The sequence below is a fragment of the Celeribacter baekdonensis B30 genome (assembly GCF_000299875.1).
In the GTDB taxonomy this organism is placed as follows: Bacteria; Pseudomonadota; Alphaproteobacteria; order Rhodobacterales; family Rhodobacteraceae; genus Celeribacter; species Celeribacter baekdonensis_A.
This window is the reverse complement of the sequence record NZ_AMRK01000001.1, coordinates 543,875-562,384: the sequence shown is the minus strand read 5'-3', so window position 1 is coordinate 562,384 and position 18,510 is coordinate 543,875. Positions and strand designations below refer to the sequence as shown.

The 18,510-nt window shown below is 55.8% G+C and carries 17 protein-coding genes; all 17 read right to left on the bottom strand.

Annotated features, from left to right (window positions below; translation table 11 throughout):
- Positions 1-80: 80 nt before the first annotated feature.
- Positions 81-1,184, bottom strand: a complete 1,104-nt coding sequence (locus B30_RS02650) for a flagellar basal body P-ring protein FlgI (protein ID WP_009570455.1) — start codon at positions 1,182-1,184, stop codon at positions 81-83.
- Positions 1,184-2,191: a flagellin gene (locus B30_RS02645; protein WP_009570454.1), complete on the bottom strand. Its 1,008-nt coding sequence runs from the start codon at positions 2,189-2,191 to the stop codon at positions 1,184-1,186. The genes B30_RS02650 and B30_RS02645 overlap by 1 nt, the downstream gene beginning before the upstream one ends.
- A gap of 1 nt (position 2,192) precedes the next feature.
- A complete protein-coding gene (flgK, locus tag B30_RS02640) occupies positions 2,193-3,650 on the bottom strand; it encodes a flagellar hook-associated protein FlgK (RefSeq protein WP_040401739.1) in 1,458 nt (485 codons plus the stop codon).
- A 34-nt stretch (positions 3,651-3,684) separates the two neighbouring features.
- Positions 3,685-4,980, bottom strand: a complete 1,296-nt coding sequence (locus B30_RS02635; RefSeq protein WP_009570452.1) for a flagellar hook protein FlgE — start codon at positions 4,978-4,980, stop codon at positions 3,685-3,687.
- Positions 4,981-5,071: 91 nt separating this feature from the next.
- On the bottom strand, positions 5,072-5,923 hold the full coding sequence (locus B30_RS02630) for a flagellar motor protein MotB (protein WP_009570451.1): 852 nt from the start codon (positions 5,921-5,923) through the stop codon (positions 5,072-5,074).
- A gap of 156 nt (positions 5,924-6,079) precedes the next feature.
- Positions 6,080-7,123 (bottom strand): heme-dependent oxidative N-demethylase family protein, encoded by a 1,044-nt coding sequence (locus tag B30_RS02625; RefSeq protein WP_009570450.1) that lies wholly within the window; start codon positions 7,121-7,123, stop codon positions 6,080-6,082.
- Positions 7,124-7,135: 12 nt separating this feature from the next.
- Complete coding sequence (locus tag B30_RS02620; RefSeq protein ID WP_009570449.1) at positions 7,136-8,086, bottom strand: PDR/VanB family oxidoreductase; 951 nt, start codon at positions 8,084-8,086, stop codon at positions 7,136-7,138.
- On the bottom strand, positions 8,083-8,685 hold the full coding sequence (locus tag B30_RS02615; protein ID WP_009570448.1) for a dimethylamine monooxygenase subunit DmmA family protein: 603 nt from the start codon (positions 8,683-8,685) through the stop codon (positions 8,083-8,085). Before B30_RS02615 ends, B30_RS02620 begins: the two co-directional genes overlap by 4 nt.
- Positions 8,686-8,754: 69 nt before the next feature.
- Positions 8,755-9,888, bottom strand: coding sequence for an aminomethyltransferase family protein (locus B30_RS02610; RefSeq protein WP_009570447.1), 1,134 nt, complete (start codon positions 9,886-9,888; stop codon positions 8,755-8,757).
- A gap of 89 nt (positions 9,889-9,977) precedes the next feature.
- Complete coding sequence (locus tag B30_RS22095; protein WP_157789776.1) at positions 9,978-10,154, bottom strand: hypothetical protein; 177 nt, start codon at positions 10,152-10,154, stop codon at positions 9,978-9,980.
- A 26-nt stretch (positions 10,155-10,180) separates the two neighbouring features.
- Entirely contained in the window at positions 10,181-11,560 is a 1,380-nt protein-coding gene (locus tag B30_RS02605; RefSeq protein ID WP_009570446.1) for an ammonium transporter, read from the bottom strand.
- Between the two features lie 421 nt (positions 11,561-11,981).
- Complete coding sequence (locus tag B30_RS02595) at positions 11,982-12,707, bottom strand: FadR/GntR family transcriptional regulator (RefSeq protein WP_009570444.1); 726 nt, start codon at positions 12,705-12,707, stop codon at positions 11,982-11,984.
- A gap of 170 nt (positions 12,708-12,877) precedes the next feature.
- Complete coding sequence (purU, locus tag B30_RS02590) at positions 12,878-13,762, bottom strand: formyltetrahydrofolate deformylase (RefSeq protein ID WP_009570443.1); 885 nt, start codon at positions 13,760-13,762, stop codon at positions 12,878-12,880.
- 67 nt (positions 13,763-13,829) lie between these two features.
- Entirely contained in the window at positions 13,830-14,720 is an 891-nt protein-coding gene (gene folD / locus B30_RS02585) for a bifunctional methylenetetrahydrofolate dehydrogenase/methenyltetrahydrofolate cyclohydrolase FolD (protein ID WP_009570442.1), read from the bottom strand.
- The gene (locus B30_RS02580) at positions 14,720-15,280 is read right to left on the bottom strand and encodes a sarcosine oxidase subunit gamma (RefSeq protein ID WP_009570441.1); all 561 of its coding nucleotides are present in this window, start codon (positions 15,278-15,280) and stop codon (positions 14,720-14,722) included. The genes folD and B30_RS02580 overlap by 1 nt, the downstream gene beginning before the upstream one ends.
- Complete coding sequence (locus B30_RS02575; protein WP_009570440.1) at positions 15,273-18,218, bottom strand: sarcosine oxidase subunit alpha family protein; 2,946 nt, start codon at positions 18,216-18,218, stop codon at positions 15,273-15,275. Before B30_RS02575 ends, B30_RS02580 begins: the two co-directional genes overlap by 8 nt.
- On the bottom strand, positions 18,215-18,505 hold the full coding sequence (locus B30_RS02570; RefSeq protein WP_009570439.1) for a sarcosine oxidase subunit delta: 291 nt from the start codon (positions 18,503-18,505) through the stop codon (positions 18,215-18,217). Before B30_RS02570 ends, B30_RS02575 begins: the two co-directional genes overlap by 4 nt.
- Positions 18,506-18,510: the final 5 nt, after the last annotated feature.

The following is an 18,510-nucleotide window of genomic DNA, read 5'->3' as shown; positions in this document are numbered from 1 at the left end:
TAAAAAAACGCGCTTTTGGGCGCGTTTTTCTTTGCCTGTTTAAGCGCGCATAGGCCCCCTTTTAAGCATTCGTTTAAAGATCACCGCACGAGGAATTCGGCATGAAGCGCCCCTGCCGCTTTGATGCTTTTAAGAATGTCGATCATATCCCTCGGAGAGACCCCCAGCGCATTGAGGCCCGCAATAACTTCTGACAAAGACGTGCCTTCGTCGATTTCCGCAAGCCCGATGCCTGGCTCTTCTTCAAGGGTTGCACGTGTGCGTGGCACGATGACAGTGCCCCCCTCGGAAAAGGGATTGGGCTGGATGACAAGGGGTTCCTCTTCGATCCGAAGCGTCAGATTTCCCTGACTCACAGCCACGCGGGAGATGCGCACATCCTCGCCCATCACAATGGTCCCAGAGCGCTGATCCACAACCACACGTGCCTTGCGCTCGGGCTGAACCGAGATATTTTCCACCCGCCCCAACGCATGCGCCGGCGAAAGTTCACGGGTCGCTTTGATGTCCAAAAGGACAGTGCCCGCATCCAGCATACGCGACACCACACGACCAAAATCTTTGTTGATCGCATTTTCAATGCGTTCTGCGGTGGTGAAATCGGGATCGCGCAGGGCCAGCCGGACGGACTTCATTTGGGTAAAATCAAAATCAATTTCGCGCTCAACCCGCGCGCCGGCGGGGATGCTCCCAGATGTCGGAACGCCCTGAGTTACAGAGGCGCCGTCGCCCTGCGCCGATGCACCGCCCGCGATCACTGTGCCCTGTGCGACTGCGTAAATCTGTCCATCGGGAGCATTGAGCGGCGTCATGATCAACGTGCCGCCCAAAAGGCTTTTGGCATCGCCAATCGCTGACACGGTCACATCAATCTGTCCACCCGCCCGCGAAAAGGGCGGAAGTGTCGCGGTCACAAAGACGGCTGCGACGTTTTTCGGTCTGAACTGTTCGCCTGTAACGTTGACACCCAAGCGCTCCAGAATGTTCGACATGATCTCTTCGGTGAATGGCGCATTTCGAATACCGTCACCTGTGCCATTGAGACCAACAACAAGACCGTAGCCGACAAGATCGTTGCCACGCACGCCATCGAATTCGACGAGATCTTTTATTCGGATCGGATTCGCTTGCGCCGTTGCGACAAGAAGGACGGAAAAAACGGCCGCGAGTATAGCTTTGAGCATTAGATATAGTCCGACAGACTGAGGCGCGACATATGCGCAGTGAGGGTGTAGACCAATTCGAGTTGTGTCTCGGTTTGCGTCAAAAGCGATGCGGCTTTGTAAGGGTCCGATGAAATGATCTCGGATTTTGCAGTCTCAAACGCATAGGTCATGCTGGAATTGGACAGGTTTGCGTCCTCTATACGGGCCTCGACAGTCCCCACGCGGGCCTGAAGGTCGGCCATACCGGCCTGAGATCCCATGAGGGTTTCGCCAGCAGAGCGCATCAAACTGGCCTGTTCGCTCAAATCTGAGGCGAACACGCCCTCTTCCACCAAAGACGCCAAAGCAAGCCCCTTAAGGGTTTGGCGAATTGCATCATCTTTCGCGGTGATCCCCAGTCGAACGGATTCATTCTCCCCAAGTGAGAATGGAGACAGAGCGTTGTCGGACCCTTGATAGGCAAGGGTTTCATAGCCGCCGCCCGCCGACATGAACCAGTCATCCACGATGGCCTCAACATCCGCCGCCGTTGTCGCGCCAGCCACCGCGGTTTGGAGGTCCGTCAACATGTCCTCGGCTGGGATCAACGCCGTCTTGCTGGTGGCTGTGCCCGAGAACAAAGACCTATCCCCAATGCGCGTGTTGAGCCCCGAGACCACCGCGTCAAACCGCGTCCGGGCATCCTGCGCTGCAACCGAAATGCTGGTCGCGTCGCCGTTGGTTGAAGAGGTCAAAAGCGTGGAGGACAAGTCCGCAACATGGGATGAAATCGCGCCAAACGTCGTTTGCATACTCGTGGCAAAGAGGTTCGCCTCCTGGATTGCGACATCATAGGATTCGAGTGTGCGCAAAGACCGTTCGATCGAGGCAAGCGGCGTAAAATCCCCCGACACCGCCGCGCCAAGGTCCTGTTTCTGGCCGCTCGAGACCTCGTAGCTATATTTGTCGAGATCCTGTTTCACTTGGGTGATCAAGCGCATGTTGCGCAAGGATGCGCCCATATCGCCGTAGGAAATTGCTGTCATCTTAAATCCCCATCAACTGATCCATAAGGGCTTGGATCGTTTGAATAACTTTTGCGTTTGCCCCGTAAGCTTGTTCAATCACGAGCAGTTTTTGCATCTCATTGTCTGTATCCACACCATTCTCCAATTCGATCGAATGAAGGGACTCTTGCCGTGCGGTTGCGAACGTCAGGTCCGCCTCGGCTTTGAGTTGATTGGTTTTCCCGAGTGAGTAAATGTCAGATGCAAAGCCCAGAGCAGAGCGTTCGATTGAGGTCAGGCTACCCGAAGATGCAATGCGGGTCTTTTGAAGAGCATCGGCCAAAGAATTCAGGATGGTCGCATCGCCTTGATCCCCTTCAGAAATGGCCCCAAGACCATCTCTGATTTTCCATAGATCGCCGCCTTGATCGGGATTTACGAGGGCATTGACCGAAATCCGACTGGACAGCCCCTCTTCGACAAGAGGGTCAAGGGCACTTCCGCCATCGGTGAAAAGGCCGGCGGCCCCTATGCCAAGCGTCGGGTCCGCATCTGTGGTTTCAAAACGCTCAATCAGATCACGGGCAAGGGCATCCAATTGGACCTGCGCGTCAGGCACGAGTTTGTCGCGCACCTCAAAGAGGCCCGCCAACTTTCCGCCAGCAATCGCCCCTTTTTCCGTGTCGGTCGAAACCAATTGACCGTTGATGGTCAGGCCCGACAAGGCACCGTTTTCGACGGTCATGTCGGGCGAAATGGTCGGGGTGGCTGTGAACTCGATCGTTGCAGCTTTGGAGTCGACCAAAACAGCGCCGCCCGAGGTATAAAGCGAGATCATGCCATTGTTTTTTTGGATTTCCTTGACCGGAATGATCTCAGAAATTTGATCTACAAGGGTTTGTCTTTGATCCATCAATGCGTTGGGATCATAGCCTTGGGAAACCTGTTTTTGGATCGCAACATTCAGATCAACCACTTGCTGAAGAGAAGATTGCAGAAAATCGACGGCTTTGCCGATTTGCTTATCCGCATCCATACGGATGTCTTTGAGGCTATCGGCCGCAGTCTTGATTTGGCTCGTCAATTCCGTCGCCGCATCCAAGACCGTGGTCAATCGCGCCTCTGAATCGGGACGGCTCGCCGCCTCAATTAGCGCGGTCTCCAATCCGGTGATGCGGCCAGCCACCGAGTCTGCTTCGTCCGGCTGTCCCATGGCCTTGGTGAATGTGTCATAGAACTCTGCACGCACATCTTCGAGGGCGACATCGCCATCTGCGATGCGCCGCTCGCCTGTGGTGACAGGGTCATAATATCGCGACACGCCGTCCACGGCGACGCCGGAGCCGGTTCTGCCAACTTGGTGCGATGACAGTTCAATATCGCGTCGGCCATAGCCTTCGGTCATGGCATTTGCGACGTTGGACGACACAACATCGGCCGCGCGTGAGACAGCGTTCAGACCCGTCAAGGCATTCGCCATAGCGTTAGAGATACTCATCTCTTATCCTCCTTTGCCCCGGGCCTGTTCACTGTTACCGTTTGATGTTCGTGGTCTCCTGAAGCATTTCATCGACCGTTTGGATGACCTTCGCATTCGACGAATAGGCCCTTTGCGTCTGAATCAGATCGGTCAATTCCGCCGCGACATCCGTGGTGGAGCCTTCACGCGCAAAGCCTTCGATCGTACCCGTCGGACCATCTCCCGCATCCCAAAGGAAGAAGGAGCCCGAGTCTGGTGAGACCTGATAGGTCTGATTGCCCAGCGATGTCAGACCGTTGGCATTTGGCACATCCACCAAGGGAATTTGGTAGATCGTCCGCGTGAAGCCGGTGTCATAGGTGGCGGTGACATATCCGTTGTCCGCAATTTCTACCGAGGTGAGGTTACCAACGGGTGAACCGTCTTTGGTGATCGACGTTGGAGCGAACGTGTCAGACAGTTGGGTTAACCCATTTGTATCGCCAGGCTTGCCGATCGTCATTTCAAGCGGGCCACCATCAACGGTCAGCGCCAAGGTTCCATCCGTTGCGTTATAGGTCGCTGTTGCCGGGTTATTGACGGTTGGCGTGACCGTCGAAAGCGTGCCGCCAGAACCGCGAGAGTCATCAAAAACGATGGTGTATTCGCCAATGATCGCTCCGGCGGAGGCCGAATCTGTGATCGACATCACCCACGTGTTGGGGGCGACTGCATCCGGCGTGAAGGTCACGTTGAGTGACTCAGACGTCCCAAGGTTGCCAAAATACTCAACAGAAAGCGGAAGAACCTCCGTGGCATCCTCGGCCGGGAGGTTCACACCCAAATTGATTTTCGTTGTCGGGTCACCGGCGGTTTGGTTTGAATTGATCACAACAGGTTCGAGCCCGGTCATTGTATCCCGAGCATATGTGGCGATTGTTCCGTCAGCGTCGGCGGGCCAACCCAGCAAAACAAGGCCGGAGTCGGTTTTCAAAATCCCGTCGGCATCGGTATAAAATGACCCGGTGGTTGTCATCATCAGGGGCTGATCCCCCATCGACCCATCAATCGAAACTTCGGTGGTCACGGGGATAAACCCATTTCCAGAAATCGCGATATCGGTGGCATTTGAGGTTGAGACAAGCGAGCCTTGTTCGCCGATCAGACGGTTTGTGGAGGCTCGCACACCCCCGGCAGAATAGGTGCCGGAATTGTTGCTATTGGTGATCACGAAAGACTGAAAATCAGCCTCGGCTCGCTTGTAGCCATAGGTGCCAGAGTTCGCGATGTTATCTGAAATGGTCGCAAGGCGGGTGGCATTGGCCGCAAGGCCCGCCACGCCAGCGTTGAGCGAGGAGGAAATAGACATATAGGTAGCGCCTTTCTGCTGCTAAGATCCGAAGATCGAGTCACAGAATGCACACCTAGGCTTAACGGCCCCCTAACGCGTAAAATCCAATCTATTTCTTTTTCGCATTGTTGCGCAAAAGGATGATCTCCACACGGTTGTTGCGCGCCGACATGGGGTTTCCCACGGCAGGTTTGCGGTCCGCATAGCCCGTCACGCGCTGAATGCGATTGGTCGGCGTGCCATTACCCTCAAGCAGCAGGCGCACCTGATCTGCACGTTTGGTCGAAAGATCCCAGACCGGATTGTCAGCGACAACCAGTGGCTGCGATTGAACATATCCTGTGACCGCGATGTCATTGCGGACAATCTTGAACACATCGGTCAGCATGTCGACCAGAAGCGTCATGATCTCCTCCGGCTCAGCCGAGCGCGTTTTGAACAGTGGTTCGTCATCCAGATCATGCAGCTCAATGATCAAACCCTCATCCGTCACGCGCGTCACGATATGGCGCATCGCCTCATCGGCGGCCATGCTTTCGCCACTGAATGCCGTGAGCAGTTCCTGCACTTCGGCAAAAGCTTTGGCCTCTATGGCTTCGGCATTTGCATCCTCGGTTGAGGTGGACGATTTGGAGGAGCCATCTTTACTTGCGGTATGCGAGCTTGAAGCACCCGTCCCGTTTTGCGACAGGGTTTCTTCGGTAAACACCGAGTCTCCACCAAAAGCCCCGTCCCCACCGCCGGAAATCCGGTTTACGGGAATGGTCGGATTGAAATAATCCGCAAGCCCTTTGCGTTGCTTTTCCGTTGTCGCATTCAACAGCCACATCAAAAGAAAAAATGCCATCATCGCGGTCACGAAGTCAGCATAGGCCACCTTCCAGGCACCGCCATGATGACCGCCACCGGCGATAACCTTTTTTCTCTTGATGATAATTGGCGCATTGCCTTTAGCGCTCATCACACCACCTCATTCTTCACCCGAGAACAGGTCTAGCAAAGAGGAATGAAAAGCAGCTTAACTCCTAAAATTGTATGAATTTTGAAGAGCAGAACCGTAAGAGCCGTACCTCTCATCGGCGCGACTCTTACATCATTGGCAGAAAGGGTCATATCTTCACGCGTCCGGGAAAATCCCCGGAGAGGTTGGTGCGCCATCATCAAATTGCGAGAGGTAATTGACGATCATATCCTGATTGACTGCAAAACCTTTGTACTCGGCCAAGGTCGGATCAATATCGCGCAAAACCCGGTGCAGACGCCGCCCCCATTTCGGTTGCGTACAAATATCTTCGAGACAGGCGAGGTAACAACGGATCGGAAAGGCGATCGCATTAGAGCGTGGCAAGCGCCAAAAGCTCTGCAATTCGATCCGAAGATGCTGCTTTCGACCCACATTCTCCGGCGTGATGGTGCGCTTTTCCGGGCCCCATTTGTGGTAATTCTCGGGGCTGGTGTCGAGGCGGGGATTGACCGTCATCGTCCAATTCAGACGACGATAACTTTGCCCCTGTTGCATCGCCAAAAGGAATTTCAGCGCCTTATCAAACACGCCCATTTGCTTGGCTTTTGGCACAGGCGCGTGCCATTCGAAAAAATTCATGCCAATGTCGAAATCAAGAGACCAATCCGCCTGAGACGTGACCATTCCGGCGTCCATCCACAGGTTGCCATCGCGCTCGTGCAAGAGCGCGAAGTCGCCCTGGGTCTGGCGGGTGATATATTCCATCGGACCGCAAGGCAAAGTCGTTGGGTCAAGAAATGTAAACCGTTGTTCGATCCCCAAAGGACGGTTGATCCAATGCCAGCGGTTGCCATCGCGGTGCAGCGTAAAGAGGTCGGTATAATCTTCGGCCTTGGACACCATGATGATCTCCAAAAGGTCCCATCCGGCCAGCTCCATATGCGGCAAGGACTGACAGCGCAAAGGATCGTCATCCAGGGTGATCGCCCGGTCTTTCATCTCAGAGACATAGTGCTCGTCGACATCAAAGCGGAACTCAAACGGCGAACCTTTGGGGCCGCCCGGATGAGCCTCGATGTTGACCGAGTACACGTATTCATCGCGATCAAACGGAAAGGGCAAACGTTTGATCGCGTGTTCCGTGTTGAAATAGCTGTAATCACCACGGAAGGTTTCGTCATTGAATTGAAGGGTCATACTCTCTCTCCGTTACAGGTCGAGGACCAGCGCAGCGCCGGTAAAGCGCGACATGCAGGGCATAATTTTTTTCTGTTCGGCGCGCTCATCGCGCGACAGCCAATGGTCATTATGTTCAATCTGGCCATCACAGGCGGCCACCTTGGTCTCACAACGGCCACAGGCCCCACCCCGGCAACTCCAATCAATCTCGACCTTGGCGGCCTCAAGGGCTTCGAGCAGGCTTTGGCTGGCGCTGACCTCAATCGTGCGGCCAGATTTCGCGAGGGTAACGGTAAAAGGCTTACCTGGCGGCGGCGAGGCAAAGGCTTCTGAATGCAGCGCGCCTTTGGGCCACCCATGGCGCGCTGCAGCGTCCAACACCGCAGAAATCAGCCCCTCGGGGCCACAGACATAAACATGGGTGCCAATCGGTTGATCCGTCAGGATTTCACCCAAATCCATGCGATTGCCCTCGTCCGAAATCTGCACATGAATGCGCGCGGATTTTGGCAGAAGTTTCAGCCCAGCGGCCTCGTCACGCGACCGCGCGGCATAGTGCAGCTCAAAGGGCTGTTGCAGCAAATCGAGTTGACGCAAATGCGACAGGAACGGCGTGATGCCGATACCGCCCGCGATCAACACATGTTTGCGGGCACGAGGATCGAGTGCAAACAGGTTGGTCGGCACGGAAATACGCATCCTGGTGCCCGGCGTGACCTCGCTGTGCATGTAGCGCGAGCCACCACGACCTGTCTCTTCGCGACGCACGGCGATCTCATAGCCGGACGCATCGTTGGGATCAGAAATCAGAGAATAGGCATTGCGCCTAAGCATTTCGCCATCGGGCATTTCGACGACCACATGCGCGCCGCCGGAAAAGATCGGCAAGGGGGCTTTTTCAGGGTGTTCAAAGCGGAATCGGGTCACAAGCGGGGTGAGAGGCTCGACCTCGGTGACCTCAAGCATCATCTGTTTGCTCATGCTGTGATCTCCTGTATTTCAGGAACAACGCCGGGGGTTTCCGCGTCGACGCAAACGGCCTGAAACACACCAAGCCGGCGGGAAAAATGGTCCCGCACAAACAGGGTCAGCCCGCAATGAGAGCAGGTAAACGGATCGGTGGTGACGTCTTGGGTCACACCTTTGCAATGGACGCATTGCATTGGTCGCCCAATGGAGCCGCGATGTTCCATCTGGATCGCGTCCAGCGGCAGACCAAGCGACAAAGCCAGCGCCGAAACGCGCCCCATCATCCCCTCTGATCCCGCGAGGTAAAGCTGAGTCCCCATATGGGCGGACCCTAAGAGCCGGTTGATCAGGGCCATCGCCGCGTCCAAAGACGCCTCTTCATGATAACCCTTAGCACCGAGTTCGGCCAGTTTAGAGCCGAATTTAGCCCCTTTTGGGATGTAAATCAGATGCGCTTGATCGAGCACAGCAGCGTCCCGTTCCGCGAGATCCATGATCGCTTCGGCGCCCTCGGCATCCGCGATCATGATCGACGGAGCAGAGCCTTGTGGCACGAGTCCCGCATAGGTGGGGCGGCTTTCGATTGAGGGTGAAAAAGAAGTGTTCGGCATTGTTTTGGTCCTGTTGTCGGATCGGTGCGGGCGCTTTACCGCGCCCTGCCCCGGGTGTGTGACAGGCGATTACCCCTTGGCGGTGCGCCGCTTTTTATCGACGTCATAGAAAGGCATCGAATGAGCGATGGCCGCGATTTCGCCGTCCGGATTCTGAACTGTCAGCTTGGTGCCATCGACAGCGCACTCAACGGGCATCCGTGCGATACCGACGTTGTGTTCGTTGAGCGGAGAATACATGCCGATGGTGACAACGCCGACGGGCTTGCCATCTTGCAAAAGCGGCGCACCTTCGGCGGCTGGCGTGGTGCCCTCAAGTTTCACCCCGTAGATTTTGAACCGCTCTTTGCCTTGCAAACGATAATGTTCCTCGGCTCCGCGGAACCCGGTTTTGCCTTTAGAGACGGTGAACTCAAGACCAAGCTCCCATAAAGTGTCGCCTGCGGCCTCGTCCTCAAACGGGTACATTTCCGAGTTGTCATAGGGGAAGAACAACAGATAGCTTTCGGCCCGCAACAGATCGAGCGTGGTGAAGCGCGAGGGGATGATGCCCATCTCGGCACCCTCAGAGACGATCGTGTCCCAAATTTCCACAGCATCCTGACGGCGGCAAAAGATTTCATAGCCGCGCTCGCCGGTATAGCCCGTGCGCGAAATCATCACAGGTTTGCCAAACAACGTGGTTTGGATGTGGCTGAAATAAACAACATCGCGGATGCCCGGAACGTGTTTTTCAAGATAATCGACGGCCATCGGCCCCTGAAGAGAAATGTCGTGCAGATCATCGTCAAACATCATCATGACATTGCGGCCTGCGGCATATTTTGACAGTTGCTCATGCCCTGCACCGGAGCCATGCACCACCATAAAGCTGTGCGGGCCCATACGGTAAATCACGCAATCGTCGACAAATTTGCCCACATCGTTGAGCATAGTCGCATAGGTCGAACGACCCGGTTTGAGTTTTTCAATGTCACGGGTGGTCGCTTTGTCGATCACATATTGCGCGTGCGGCCCCATGAGGTGGACCTTTTTCAGGCCCGAAACATCCATGACGCCGGCCTTGGTCCGAATGGCGAGGTATTCTTCCGTCTGGTCCTTGTCATAGGTCCAAGCGGTGCCCATTCCGCTCCAGTCTTCGAGGTTTGAGCCCAGCGCACGATGCCGGTCTGCCAGCGCCGAAAATCTCCATGATGCGGTCATGAAACGTGTCCTTTAGATTGCTTTGTCTTTTTGATTTTGAAACCGGGCGACAGAGAACCGCCGCCCGGATTGTGCCGATGTCGACAAGATCAGTCCTTGGACTTGACCGCATTGTAGGCGTGTTTTTCGTGACGCCAGCCAAGCACGACGGCGACCACCACCATGGCAAGAACGAGTGCAAGCCAAAGACCTTCAACGCTGCCGTATCCGGCATAGATGGCGCCGGTGATCCCGTCCCAGCTTGTGGCTTCAAAAGGAGCTTCCATTGATATTTCCTTTCCTGATCCCTGCGTTATTCAGCAGGGCTGACAGAGGGATGAATGGCTTCGGGATAGGCGGAAGCCGGAACTTTGACGGCGTCGAGACCAAGGAGTTCTGCCTCTTTCGGGACGCGGAGTTGGCCGGTCACTTTCAAAAGCCAAGAGATCACGTAGCCCGGGACAAAGCCCAAAGCACCCATGACAACGACACCAACGAGCTGACCCATAAATGAGGTCTCGATGACATCTTCACCGAACAAAGCCGGATAGCCCTGAGCCGCAATACCAACTGCAAGCAAACCCCACATGCCTAAGAAGCCATGCACTGCAAAGGCGCCCACAGCGTCGTCGATGCCGCGTTTCTCGATGAAGGAAGCGACAAACGGCATCGCAACTGCGCCGATGAAACCGATGGCAAAGGCCATGGGCGGATACCAAAGGTCGAGACCCGCCGCACAGGAAATGATCCCACCAAGCGCGCCGGACATCATCCAGAACGGATCGCGTGTGATCATCCAGGCACCAACAATACCGCCAGAGAAGCCCATCAACGTGTTGAAGGTCATGCCGGAGATTGTCATTGGAGTGCCATAGATCGTGGCTTCGATTTCGGTACCCCAAGACCAGGCTTCGCCCGGAACGATGACACAGCCCATGAGGAAGCCCCAAAAGCCCGCGATGATCAGCATCAGACCGATCAAGGTCATTGGCATCGAGTGACCGGGGATGTTGTTAGCAGAGCCATCGGCGTTGAATTTGCCAATCCGCGGGCCGAGATTGATGATCACACCGAGGGAGAAAAACCCCGCGATCATGTGAACGACACCTGCGGCGCCAAAGTCATGGTAGCCGAATTTGGTGACGAGCCAACCATCTGCGTGCCAACCCCAAGCGGCGGCAAGAATCCAAACAAAGGATCCCAAAACAATCGCCAAAACCACAAAGCCAGTGAGTTTGATCCGCTCAATCACGCCGCCCGAAAGGATGGACGCGGTGGTCGCCGCAAACAGCACGAACGCCCCCCAGAACACGCCAGAAGAGCGGTCATCAAGGTTTGGCCCCATGTATTGGCTCCATGGCAGAGCCACGTCATTGGCGTAGGCCAGCCCAGAGATGCCCATCGCACCTTCAGACAGCGAAAGACCTGTCGGGAACGCCCAATAGATCCACCAGCCGATAAAATAGAAAAAAGGCACGATCAGCGCGAAGGCGAGGATGTTTTTGATCCCGGATGCCAATGCGTTTTTCGAACGCGATGCGCCCATTTCATATGCGAGGAACCCGGCATGGATGAGCACCATGAGCGGGATCGTCAAAAAGTAAAAAGTCTCGGAAAACGTGCCGTTCGTTGCGGCTACGCTGCCTTTGAGTTCCGCCACTGCGGCGGCCAAAGATGCAAGGTCCTGTTCCACTTGAGATCTCCCTGTCCTGTGGAGGTCGTTATTGAAGGGTCAGCCCTGTTTTGGCCTGAACCAATTCCGAAATTGGTATCTCGGATGGACAAAGTTCACGTCAAACAATCACTATAGGTCAACATTTTTTCCCCATGGGAATTTCATGAAACCCAAATTTTAGGACAAATCGGACACCCACAGCCCTCAAATGGGCAATTATTACGCAGCCCACAAAAACATGGGAGCTGTGAACAAGGAGAGCCAACAAATAAAGGGAAACGTGCGAATCCCATGTTGGCGCACTTTCGATCCGAAAATGCGCAAGGAATTCGCCCAAAGAGGCCACGAGCGGCACGGTCTTAATGGCAATAGGCGGATCAAAAAGACCCTTCTGCGGCACGCATTCAGGCCACTTCATTCAGGCCACTCAGGGAACCAATTATTCGTCTTGCAGCAAAAGTTTTTGGTCTTCGATCAAAGAGAGTTTCATGAATTCTGTGGCCTCTTCGATGTCGCGCGCCGCGATGGCATTGAACAACCCGTTGTAGCCACGCTGGTAAGTGGCAATGCGCGCGGGCGTCAGATGACGACGGTACATCGCGGCGCGAAAAGCCTGACGACGCGCATCAATCACCAGATTGTAGCAGGCTACCAACAGCGGATTGCCCGTACCTACGGCAATCATCCGGTGAAACTCTTCTTCAAGGCGAACAAAGGCCAGCGCATCCGCTTGAACCGCTTCCATTTGTGACAAAACTTCGGACAGGGCGTCGATCTGTTTCGGGGACATGGAGATGATCGCGAGGCGCACCATTTCAGGTTCAAAAATCCCGCGCACCGCCTGAAGATGTAAAGGGCCTGTCTCTGCGGCAACAGTTGAGAGCGCTTGGCTCGATCCGCCCGGATTGAAGGTCACAAACGACCCGGACCCCGCCCGTCGGCGAATCATTCCACGCAATTCAAGGTGGTCTAACGCCTCCCGCACGGTGTTGCGTGCCACGCCCAAATCCTGCGACAATTGCCGCTCGGAGGGCAAGCGTTCATCGAGCGCAAATTCCTGTGCCGCAATGCGTGTGCTCAACGTGTCAATCACATAACGCACGGTGGCACCGGGCAAAGAATGCGCCAGTCCGGTCAAGGTCGATGCTTTGGGAGAGTTTGTCACGTTTTGGTCCTTTGGCCGCGTCGATTGAGACGCGGTACAAGATAACGCCTTCACTGAGGCGAAATCCAGACCAAGAACGCATGCCCCACGCTCAGGGGAGAGAGGCGGGGCATGTTTTGATCTCTTAGGGCTCGCATGATGCCCCAAGAGACCATGGGGTGATGAGGTTGTTAGCCCATCCGTTCGGAAGAATAGGAGCCGGGGCTTGCCGGGAAAACCACGGTTTTATTGCCATTTTGAAACACGCGATGATTGGCGTGGGCATGAATCGCACGGGCAAGCGCCTGGCTCTCCACATCACGGCCAAGCGACACATAATCCGCCGCCGATTGGGCGTGAGTGATACGAACGATGTCCTGTTCGATGATCGGACCTTCGTCCAGATCGGCGGTGACATAATGCGCCGTCGCTCCGATCAGTTTCACCCCCCGCTCAAACGCCTGTTTATACGGGTTCGCACCCTTAAACGATGGCAGGAACGAATGGTGGATGTTGATGATCCGACCTGACATTTTCTGGCACATCGCATCAGAAAGAATCTGCATGTAGCGCGCCAAAACGATCAGTTCGGCGCCAGTGTCTTCCACCACTTGCATAATCGCCGCTTCCGCCACGGGTTTGTTTTCTTTGGTCACCGGAATGCAATGGAACGGGATGTCGTGATTGACGACAACCTTTTGATATTCCATATGATTTGAAATGACCGCAACGATCTCAATCGGCAAGGCACCAATGCGCCAGCGATAAAGCAGATCGTTGAGGCAATGACCAAACCGCGACACCATGATCACGACTTTCATCTTTTCGCTCTCATCGTGGAAAGCGTAGGTCATGCCAAAAGATTTGGCGATGTCGTGAAAATCCTTTGCAAGCGCCACATCATCAAACCCGTCCTCGGAGACGAAGCTGACGCGCATGAAAAACTTTCCGGTTTCCACGTCGTCAAACTGCGAACTGTCAGTGATGTTACACCCCATATCGGACAGAAACGTGGAAATGGCCGCGACAATGCCGCGTGACGTGGGGCAGGTTACGGTGAGGCAATATTTGGTCATCAGGGTCTCCTGTTGGATCGCGAACCTCGCCCCTGCGGGTTTTCGGTTCGTCTCTTATTTTTCTAAATCAAGCCGTCAGATCGCTGGGTTCGGGCAGATCATGCGCGCGACAACATGCAGTCAGTGTATTGGCAAGAAGGCAGGCAATGGTCATCGGACCAACACCACCGGGCACCGGCGTGATGACTCCAGCGACCTCAACAGCACTGGCAAAATCCACGTCACCTACAAGTTTGCGTTTGCCATCGCGCTCAATCCGGTTGATGCCCACATCAATCACGGTCGCGCCCGGTTTAACCCAGTTTCCGGGGATCATTTCGGGACGCCCCACAGCGGCAACAAGGATGTCCGCGCCGCGACACACCTCGGCAATGTCTTTCGTGCGGCTGTGCGCGATGGTCACGGTGCAACTATCGCGCAGCAAAAGTTGCGCCATCGGTTTACCCACGATGTTGGACCGTCCAACCACGACAGCGTTCAGGCCAGACAGGCTACCGTAATGGTCACGCAGCATCATCAAACAGCCCAGCGGCGTGCAAGGCACCATCGCTTTTTGCCCGGTGGCCAAAAGTCCGACATTGGAAATATGAAACCCGTCCACATCCTTCGCCGGGTCAATCGCATTGATCACCAGATCGCTGTCGAGATGGTCCGGCAACGGCAGTTGTACCAAAATGCCATGCACCGCAGGATCAGCGTTCAAAGTCTCGATCAGGGTCAGCAAATCCGCCTCAGACGTGTCTGACGAAAGCTTGTGTTCATAAGAATTCATGCCGCATTCAAGGGTCTGTTTGCCCTTGTTGCGCACATAAACTTCGGAGGCCGGATCTTCGCCGACCAAGACCACAGCCAATCCCGGCGTGATGCCATGAACCTCTTTGAGTTTTTCCACCTGTGTCGCAACTTTTTCACGCACGGTGGCGGCAAAGGCTTTGCCGTCGATGAGTTGTGCAGACATCAAATGTCCTCCAATCGGCGCGCAGCCACCACGAGGGCGTGCCACAGCGTTTCAGTCGATGAGCGCATCCCCCAAACCGCCAGCCGATCTTCGGCCCGACGGATTAGGAAAACGCTCATATGTTCAAGCCCGGTGCGTAGAGCCGCCCCGTGGGTGAAAGCCGCCGCATCAAGGTTCACGAGCTTCTCAAGCAGCGCTTTGATCGGGGCAGCCCCTTTTGATGAGGTGATTTCAATCGCAGCCCAACCGTCGGTCTGTTCGGTCACAGAGGCCTCGGGCACTTCGACCTTCAAAACCCGCGCAAAATCTTCCTCGGCGCGGCCTTCGGCCTCGACCATCCATTGATCTTTTGCCATCCAATAGACCCCAATCGCGCCTGATTTGGTCCATTTCCCGGGTTCAGGCAATGTCATCCCAAAGGGAGATGGGACCGATTGCCCCTTACGCAAAGCAAGTGACGCAAGCGCCATAGCCGGGTTTTCGGTCAAGCTCAGCGCGCCATAAGTTTCAACGCGGGCTATGGTTCCGCCCAAGGCGGTGATGGGTGTAAGATCAGTCACGGAGCCGCTCCCCTTCTGGATCAACGAAATGGGCGGGCACAACGCGCAGGCGCATTTCACTGCCCTCAACCGGGTTGGCGGCGATAATTTCCTCATTCATCCGCGTGTCCCCATTCTCAAGATAGCCAAGGCCGATATAACCACCGACATGGGGTGAATAGCAGGCTGAGGTGACCCAACCCTGATCCGTTTCAATGGTCTGTGCCGCCCCTTGGGCGAAGAGGTGCGACCCGGCCATCAAGCGTTCTGTTGAGCCAACAGGTAGCAGCCCAACAAGGCGGCGCGCATCACTTGCAAGGCCCTCACGACGCGACATCACCGCGCCAATCGAGTCCTTTTTCACTGAGACCATGCGACCCAAACCCAGCATCTTGGCTGTGGTTTGACCGTTGAGTTCCGCCCCAGCCGCATGACCTTTTTCGATCCGCAACACGCCCAAGGCTTCGGTGCCATAAGGCGTGACACCCAGATCGGAGCCAAGCTCCATCAGCCGCGCCATCAAGGCATTGCCATAGCGGGCCGGGACCGCAATTTCATAGGCCAACTCGCCAGAGAACGAAATCCGGAACAGCCGCGCCCGCAGACCTTTGCAGACCGTGAGTTTCGCACAGCCCATAAAGGGGAAGGCGTCATTTGAGAGATCAAACTCGTCAACAACACGCTCCAAGAGTAGCCGAGATTTCGGACCCGCAATGGCGATCTGCGCCCAAGCGTCAGTTGTGGAAATCAATTGAACATCAAGTTCTGGCCAGAGGCATTGCCGCGCGAATTCCATATTGCGATACACCAGCCCGGCGTTCGCAGTCGTGGTGGTCACCACATAATGGTCCTCACCCAGTCGCGCACAGGTGCCGTCGTCATAGGCAAACCCGTCTTCGCGCAGCATCAGACCATAACGCACTTTGCCAACAGCGACAGTGCCCATCATGTTCGAATACATCCGGTTGAGGAATTCGCCCGCATCCGCGCCCTGCACGTCCACTTTGCCCAGCGTGGTCACATCACACAGACCCACGTCCTTGCGCACGGCTTTGGCTTCGCGATCAACGCTTTCACGCCAATCCGTCTCACCCGCTTGCGGGAAATACTGCGCCCGCATCCATTGGCCGACTTCGACAAATTCAGCGCCTTGCGATTTGGCCCATGTGTGGGTCGGGGTCAGGCGGCGCGGGCGGAAATTAACACCCGTATCACCGCCCCCCAAGACCGAAAGAGACACGCCAGTGTACGGCGAACGAAAGATGGTTGTGCCGGTTTGAGGGATGGATTTCCCGGTGAGTTCCGCCATGACGGCCAGCGCAGAGACGTTGGACGTTTTGCCTTGATCCGTCGCCATGCCAAGGGTGGTCCAGCGTTTCAGATGCTCAACCGGCTTCATATTTTCTTTGTGTGCCAAGACGATGTCCTTGACAGTCACGTCATTTTGGAAATCGACCCAAGCGCGTTTTTTGCCGGGCACATGCCAAAAATCTGCCTGCGACACGGGCATGTCCTCGGCGTCGGGCAGCGCGATGTCGGGGGCTTTCATGCCCAATTCACTCAAGGCGGTGCGCGCCGCTTTTGCGCCATCGGCCAGTGCCTTTGCGGTGCTGCCCAGTCCGGCGCATGCGCCAGCCGGAATCAACCCTGCCGGACCATCGGCTCCCGGCACAAAGCTCAAAAGCGTATCATCCCAAACCGGACGCCCACGATGGTGCGAGGCAAGATGCACATTCGGGTTCCATCCGCCCGACACACCAAGTGCAGCACAGCGATGCCAAGAGGCGGTACCGCCGTTGGTGATTTCGATTTCTTTGAGGCCAAGACGGCCTTTGGTGCCGGTCACCATTGACCCCGCGAAGAGGTCGTAATCGCCAAAGCGCGGCGCATTTTCGCGGCTGTCGATCACACCCAAAATCGGGACGTTTTTCGACATCAGATCAAGCGCTGTGCGGTGACCGTCATCGTTATTGGTAAAGATCGCGATGGGGTCTTTGGCCGATTTGGTCGGGGCAACGGCCCAACGGTTGGCATAGGCCCGCATCGCAGCACCCAACATCACGCCCGGACGGTCGTTGTCGGCAAAGGGGATGTGTCGTTCGGTTGCGCCCGCCGCCAAAATCGCACGTTTCGCGGTGATGCGCCAAAGGGTCTGACGCACCTTATCGCCGGGTTCGGCGGCATGGTCGGAGACGCGCTCAACCGCACCATAAATCCCGTGATCATAGACCCCAAACACCGTCGTGCGACGCATGATGCGTAGGTTCGGAAACGTCTCGAATTCGGCCTCAAGGCTCGAAATCCAATCCGTTGCTGGCGCACCATCAAGCCTATGGCTTTCGGTCATAAGACGGCCACCAAGGCGGAAATCCTCGTCACACAGAATGACCTGTGCGCCAGCCCGCGCCGACGCCAAAGCCGCCGCAAGACCCGCCGCACCGGCGCCAATAACCAAGACATCGCAATGTAAAAACCCTTTGTCGTAGCTGTCCGGATCGGCTTGCATCGAGAGACGGCCTAGGCCCGCCGCGCGACGGATCATCGGTTCATAGAGCTTTTCCCAAAAGGCGCGCGGCCACATGAAAGTTTTGTAGTAAAATCCGGCGGCAAAAAACGGCGCAAAATAGTCGTTCACGCCAAGCGCATCAAAGGCCAAAGAGCCGATACGGTTTTGCGATTTCGCAACCAGACCATCATACAATTCGGCCACCGTGGCGCGCGTGTTTGGTTCTGTGCGGGCGCCGCTGCGCAGCTCGACCATGGCGTTGGGTTCCTCAGATCCCGCCGCCACAACGCCACGCGGACGATGGTATTTAAAGCTGCGACCCATAAGGCGCACCCCATTGGCCAACAATGCGGAGGCCAAAGTGTCGCCTTCGTGACCCGTGTAGGTTTTGCTATCGAAGGTAAAAGAAAAGGAGGTGTTCCGGTCAATCAGACCGCCGGACAAACGCGTCATTTCGATCCCTCTCTGTGTGCCAAGGCCACGTCAGAGGCGAGCTCTGCGCCGAGAATTTCGTGGGTCACCGTGTTGCGCGTGACGACAAGCCAACTGCGGTCACCTTGTTCGTGATACCAAAGTTCGCGGTGAACCCCCGCCGGGTTGTCGCGCAAGAACACATAGTCGCAAAACATCGCCTCGGCATTAGGGGCGTTTGGGTCTGGTCGGTTCATCAGATTTGCGTCACCCAGATAGGTGAACTCCTGAGCATCGCGCAGACCGAGAAGGGGGTGAGGGATCAACATCTGTG

What these genes read in the sequence shown, in the direction of transcription:
- B30_RS02650 (WP_009570455.1), bottom strand. Translation starts at nt 1,184, where the DNA reads ATGCTCAAAGCTATACTCGCGGCCGTTTTTTCCGTCCTTCTTGTCGCA.
- B30_RS02645 (WP_009570454.1), bottom strand. Translation starts at nt 2,191, where the DNA reads ATGACAGCAATTTCCTACGGCGATATGGGCGCATCCTTGCGCAACATG.
- flgK (WP_040401739.1), bottom strand. Translation starts at nt 3,650, where the DNA reads ATGAGTATCTCTAACGCTATGGCGAATGCCTTGACGGGTCTGAACGCT.
- B30_RS02635 (WP_009570452.1), bottom strand. Translation starts at nt 4,980, where the DNA reads ATGTCTATTTCCTCCTCGCTCAACGCTGGCGTGGCGGGCCTTGCGGCC.
- B30_RS02630 (WP_009570451.1), bottom strand. Translation starts at nt 5,923, where the DNA reads ATGAGCGCTAAAGGCAATGCGCCAATTATCATCAAGAGAAAAAAGGTT.
- B30_RS02625 (WP_009570450.1), bottom strand. Translation starts at nt 7,123, where the DNA reads ATGACCCTTCAATTCAATGACGAAACCTTCCGTGGTGATTACAGCTAT.
- B30_RS02620 (WP_009570449.1), bottom strand. Translation starts at nt 8,086, where the DNA reads ATGAGCAAACAGATGATGCTTGAGGTCACCGAGGTCGAGCCTCTCACC.
- B30_RS02615 (WP_009570448.1), bottom strand. Translation starts at nt 8,685, where the DNA reads ATGCCGAACACTTCTTTTTCACCCTCAATCGAAAGCCGCCCCACCTAT.
- B30_RS02610 (WP_009570447.1), bottom strand. Translation starts at nt 9,888, where the DNA reads ATGACCGCATCATGGAGATTTTCGGCGCTGGCAGACCGGCATCGTGCG.
- B30_RS22095 (WP_157789776.1), bottom strand. Translation starts at nt 10,154, where the DNA reads ATGGAAGCTCCTTTTGAAGCCACAAGCTGGGACGGGATCACCGGCGCC.
- purU (WP_009570443.1), bottom strand. Translation starts at nt 13,762, where the DNA reads ATGACCAAATATTGCCTCACCGTAACCTGCCCCACGTCACGCGGCATT.
- folD (WP_009570442.1), bottom strand. Translation starts at nt 14,720, where the DNA reads ATGTCTGCACAACTCATCGACGGCAAAGCCTTTGCCGCCACCGTGCGT.
- B30_RS02575 (WP_009570440.1), bottom strand. Translation starts at nt 18,218, where the DNA reads ATGACGCGTTTGTCCGGCGGTCTGATTGACCGGAACACCTCCTTTTCT.
- B30_RS02570 (WP_009570439.1), bottom strand. Translation starts at nt 18,505, where the DNA reads ATGTTGATCCCTCACCCCCTTCTCGGTCTGCGCGATGCTCAGGAGTTC.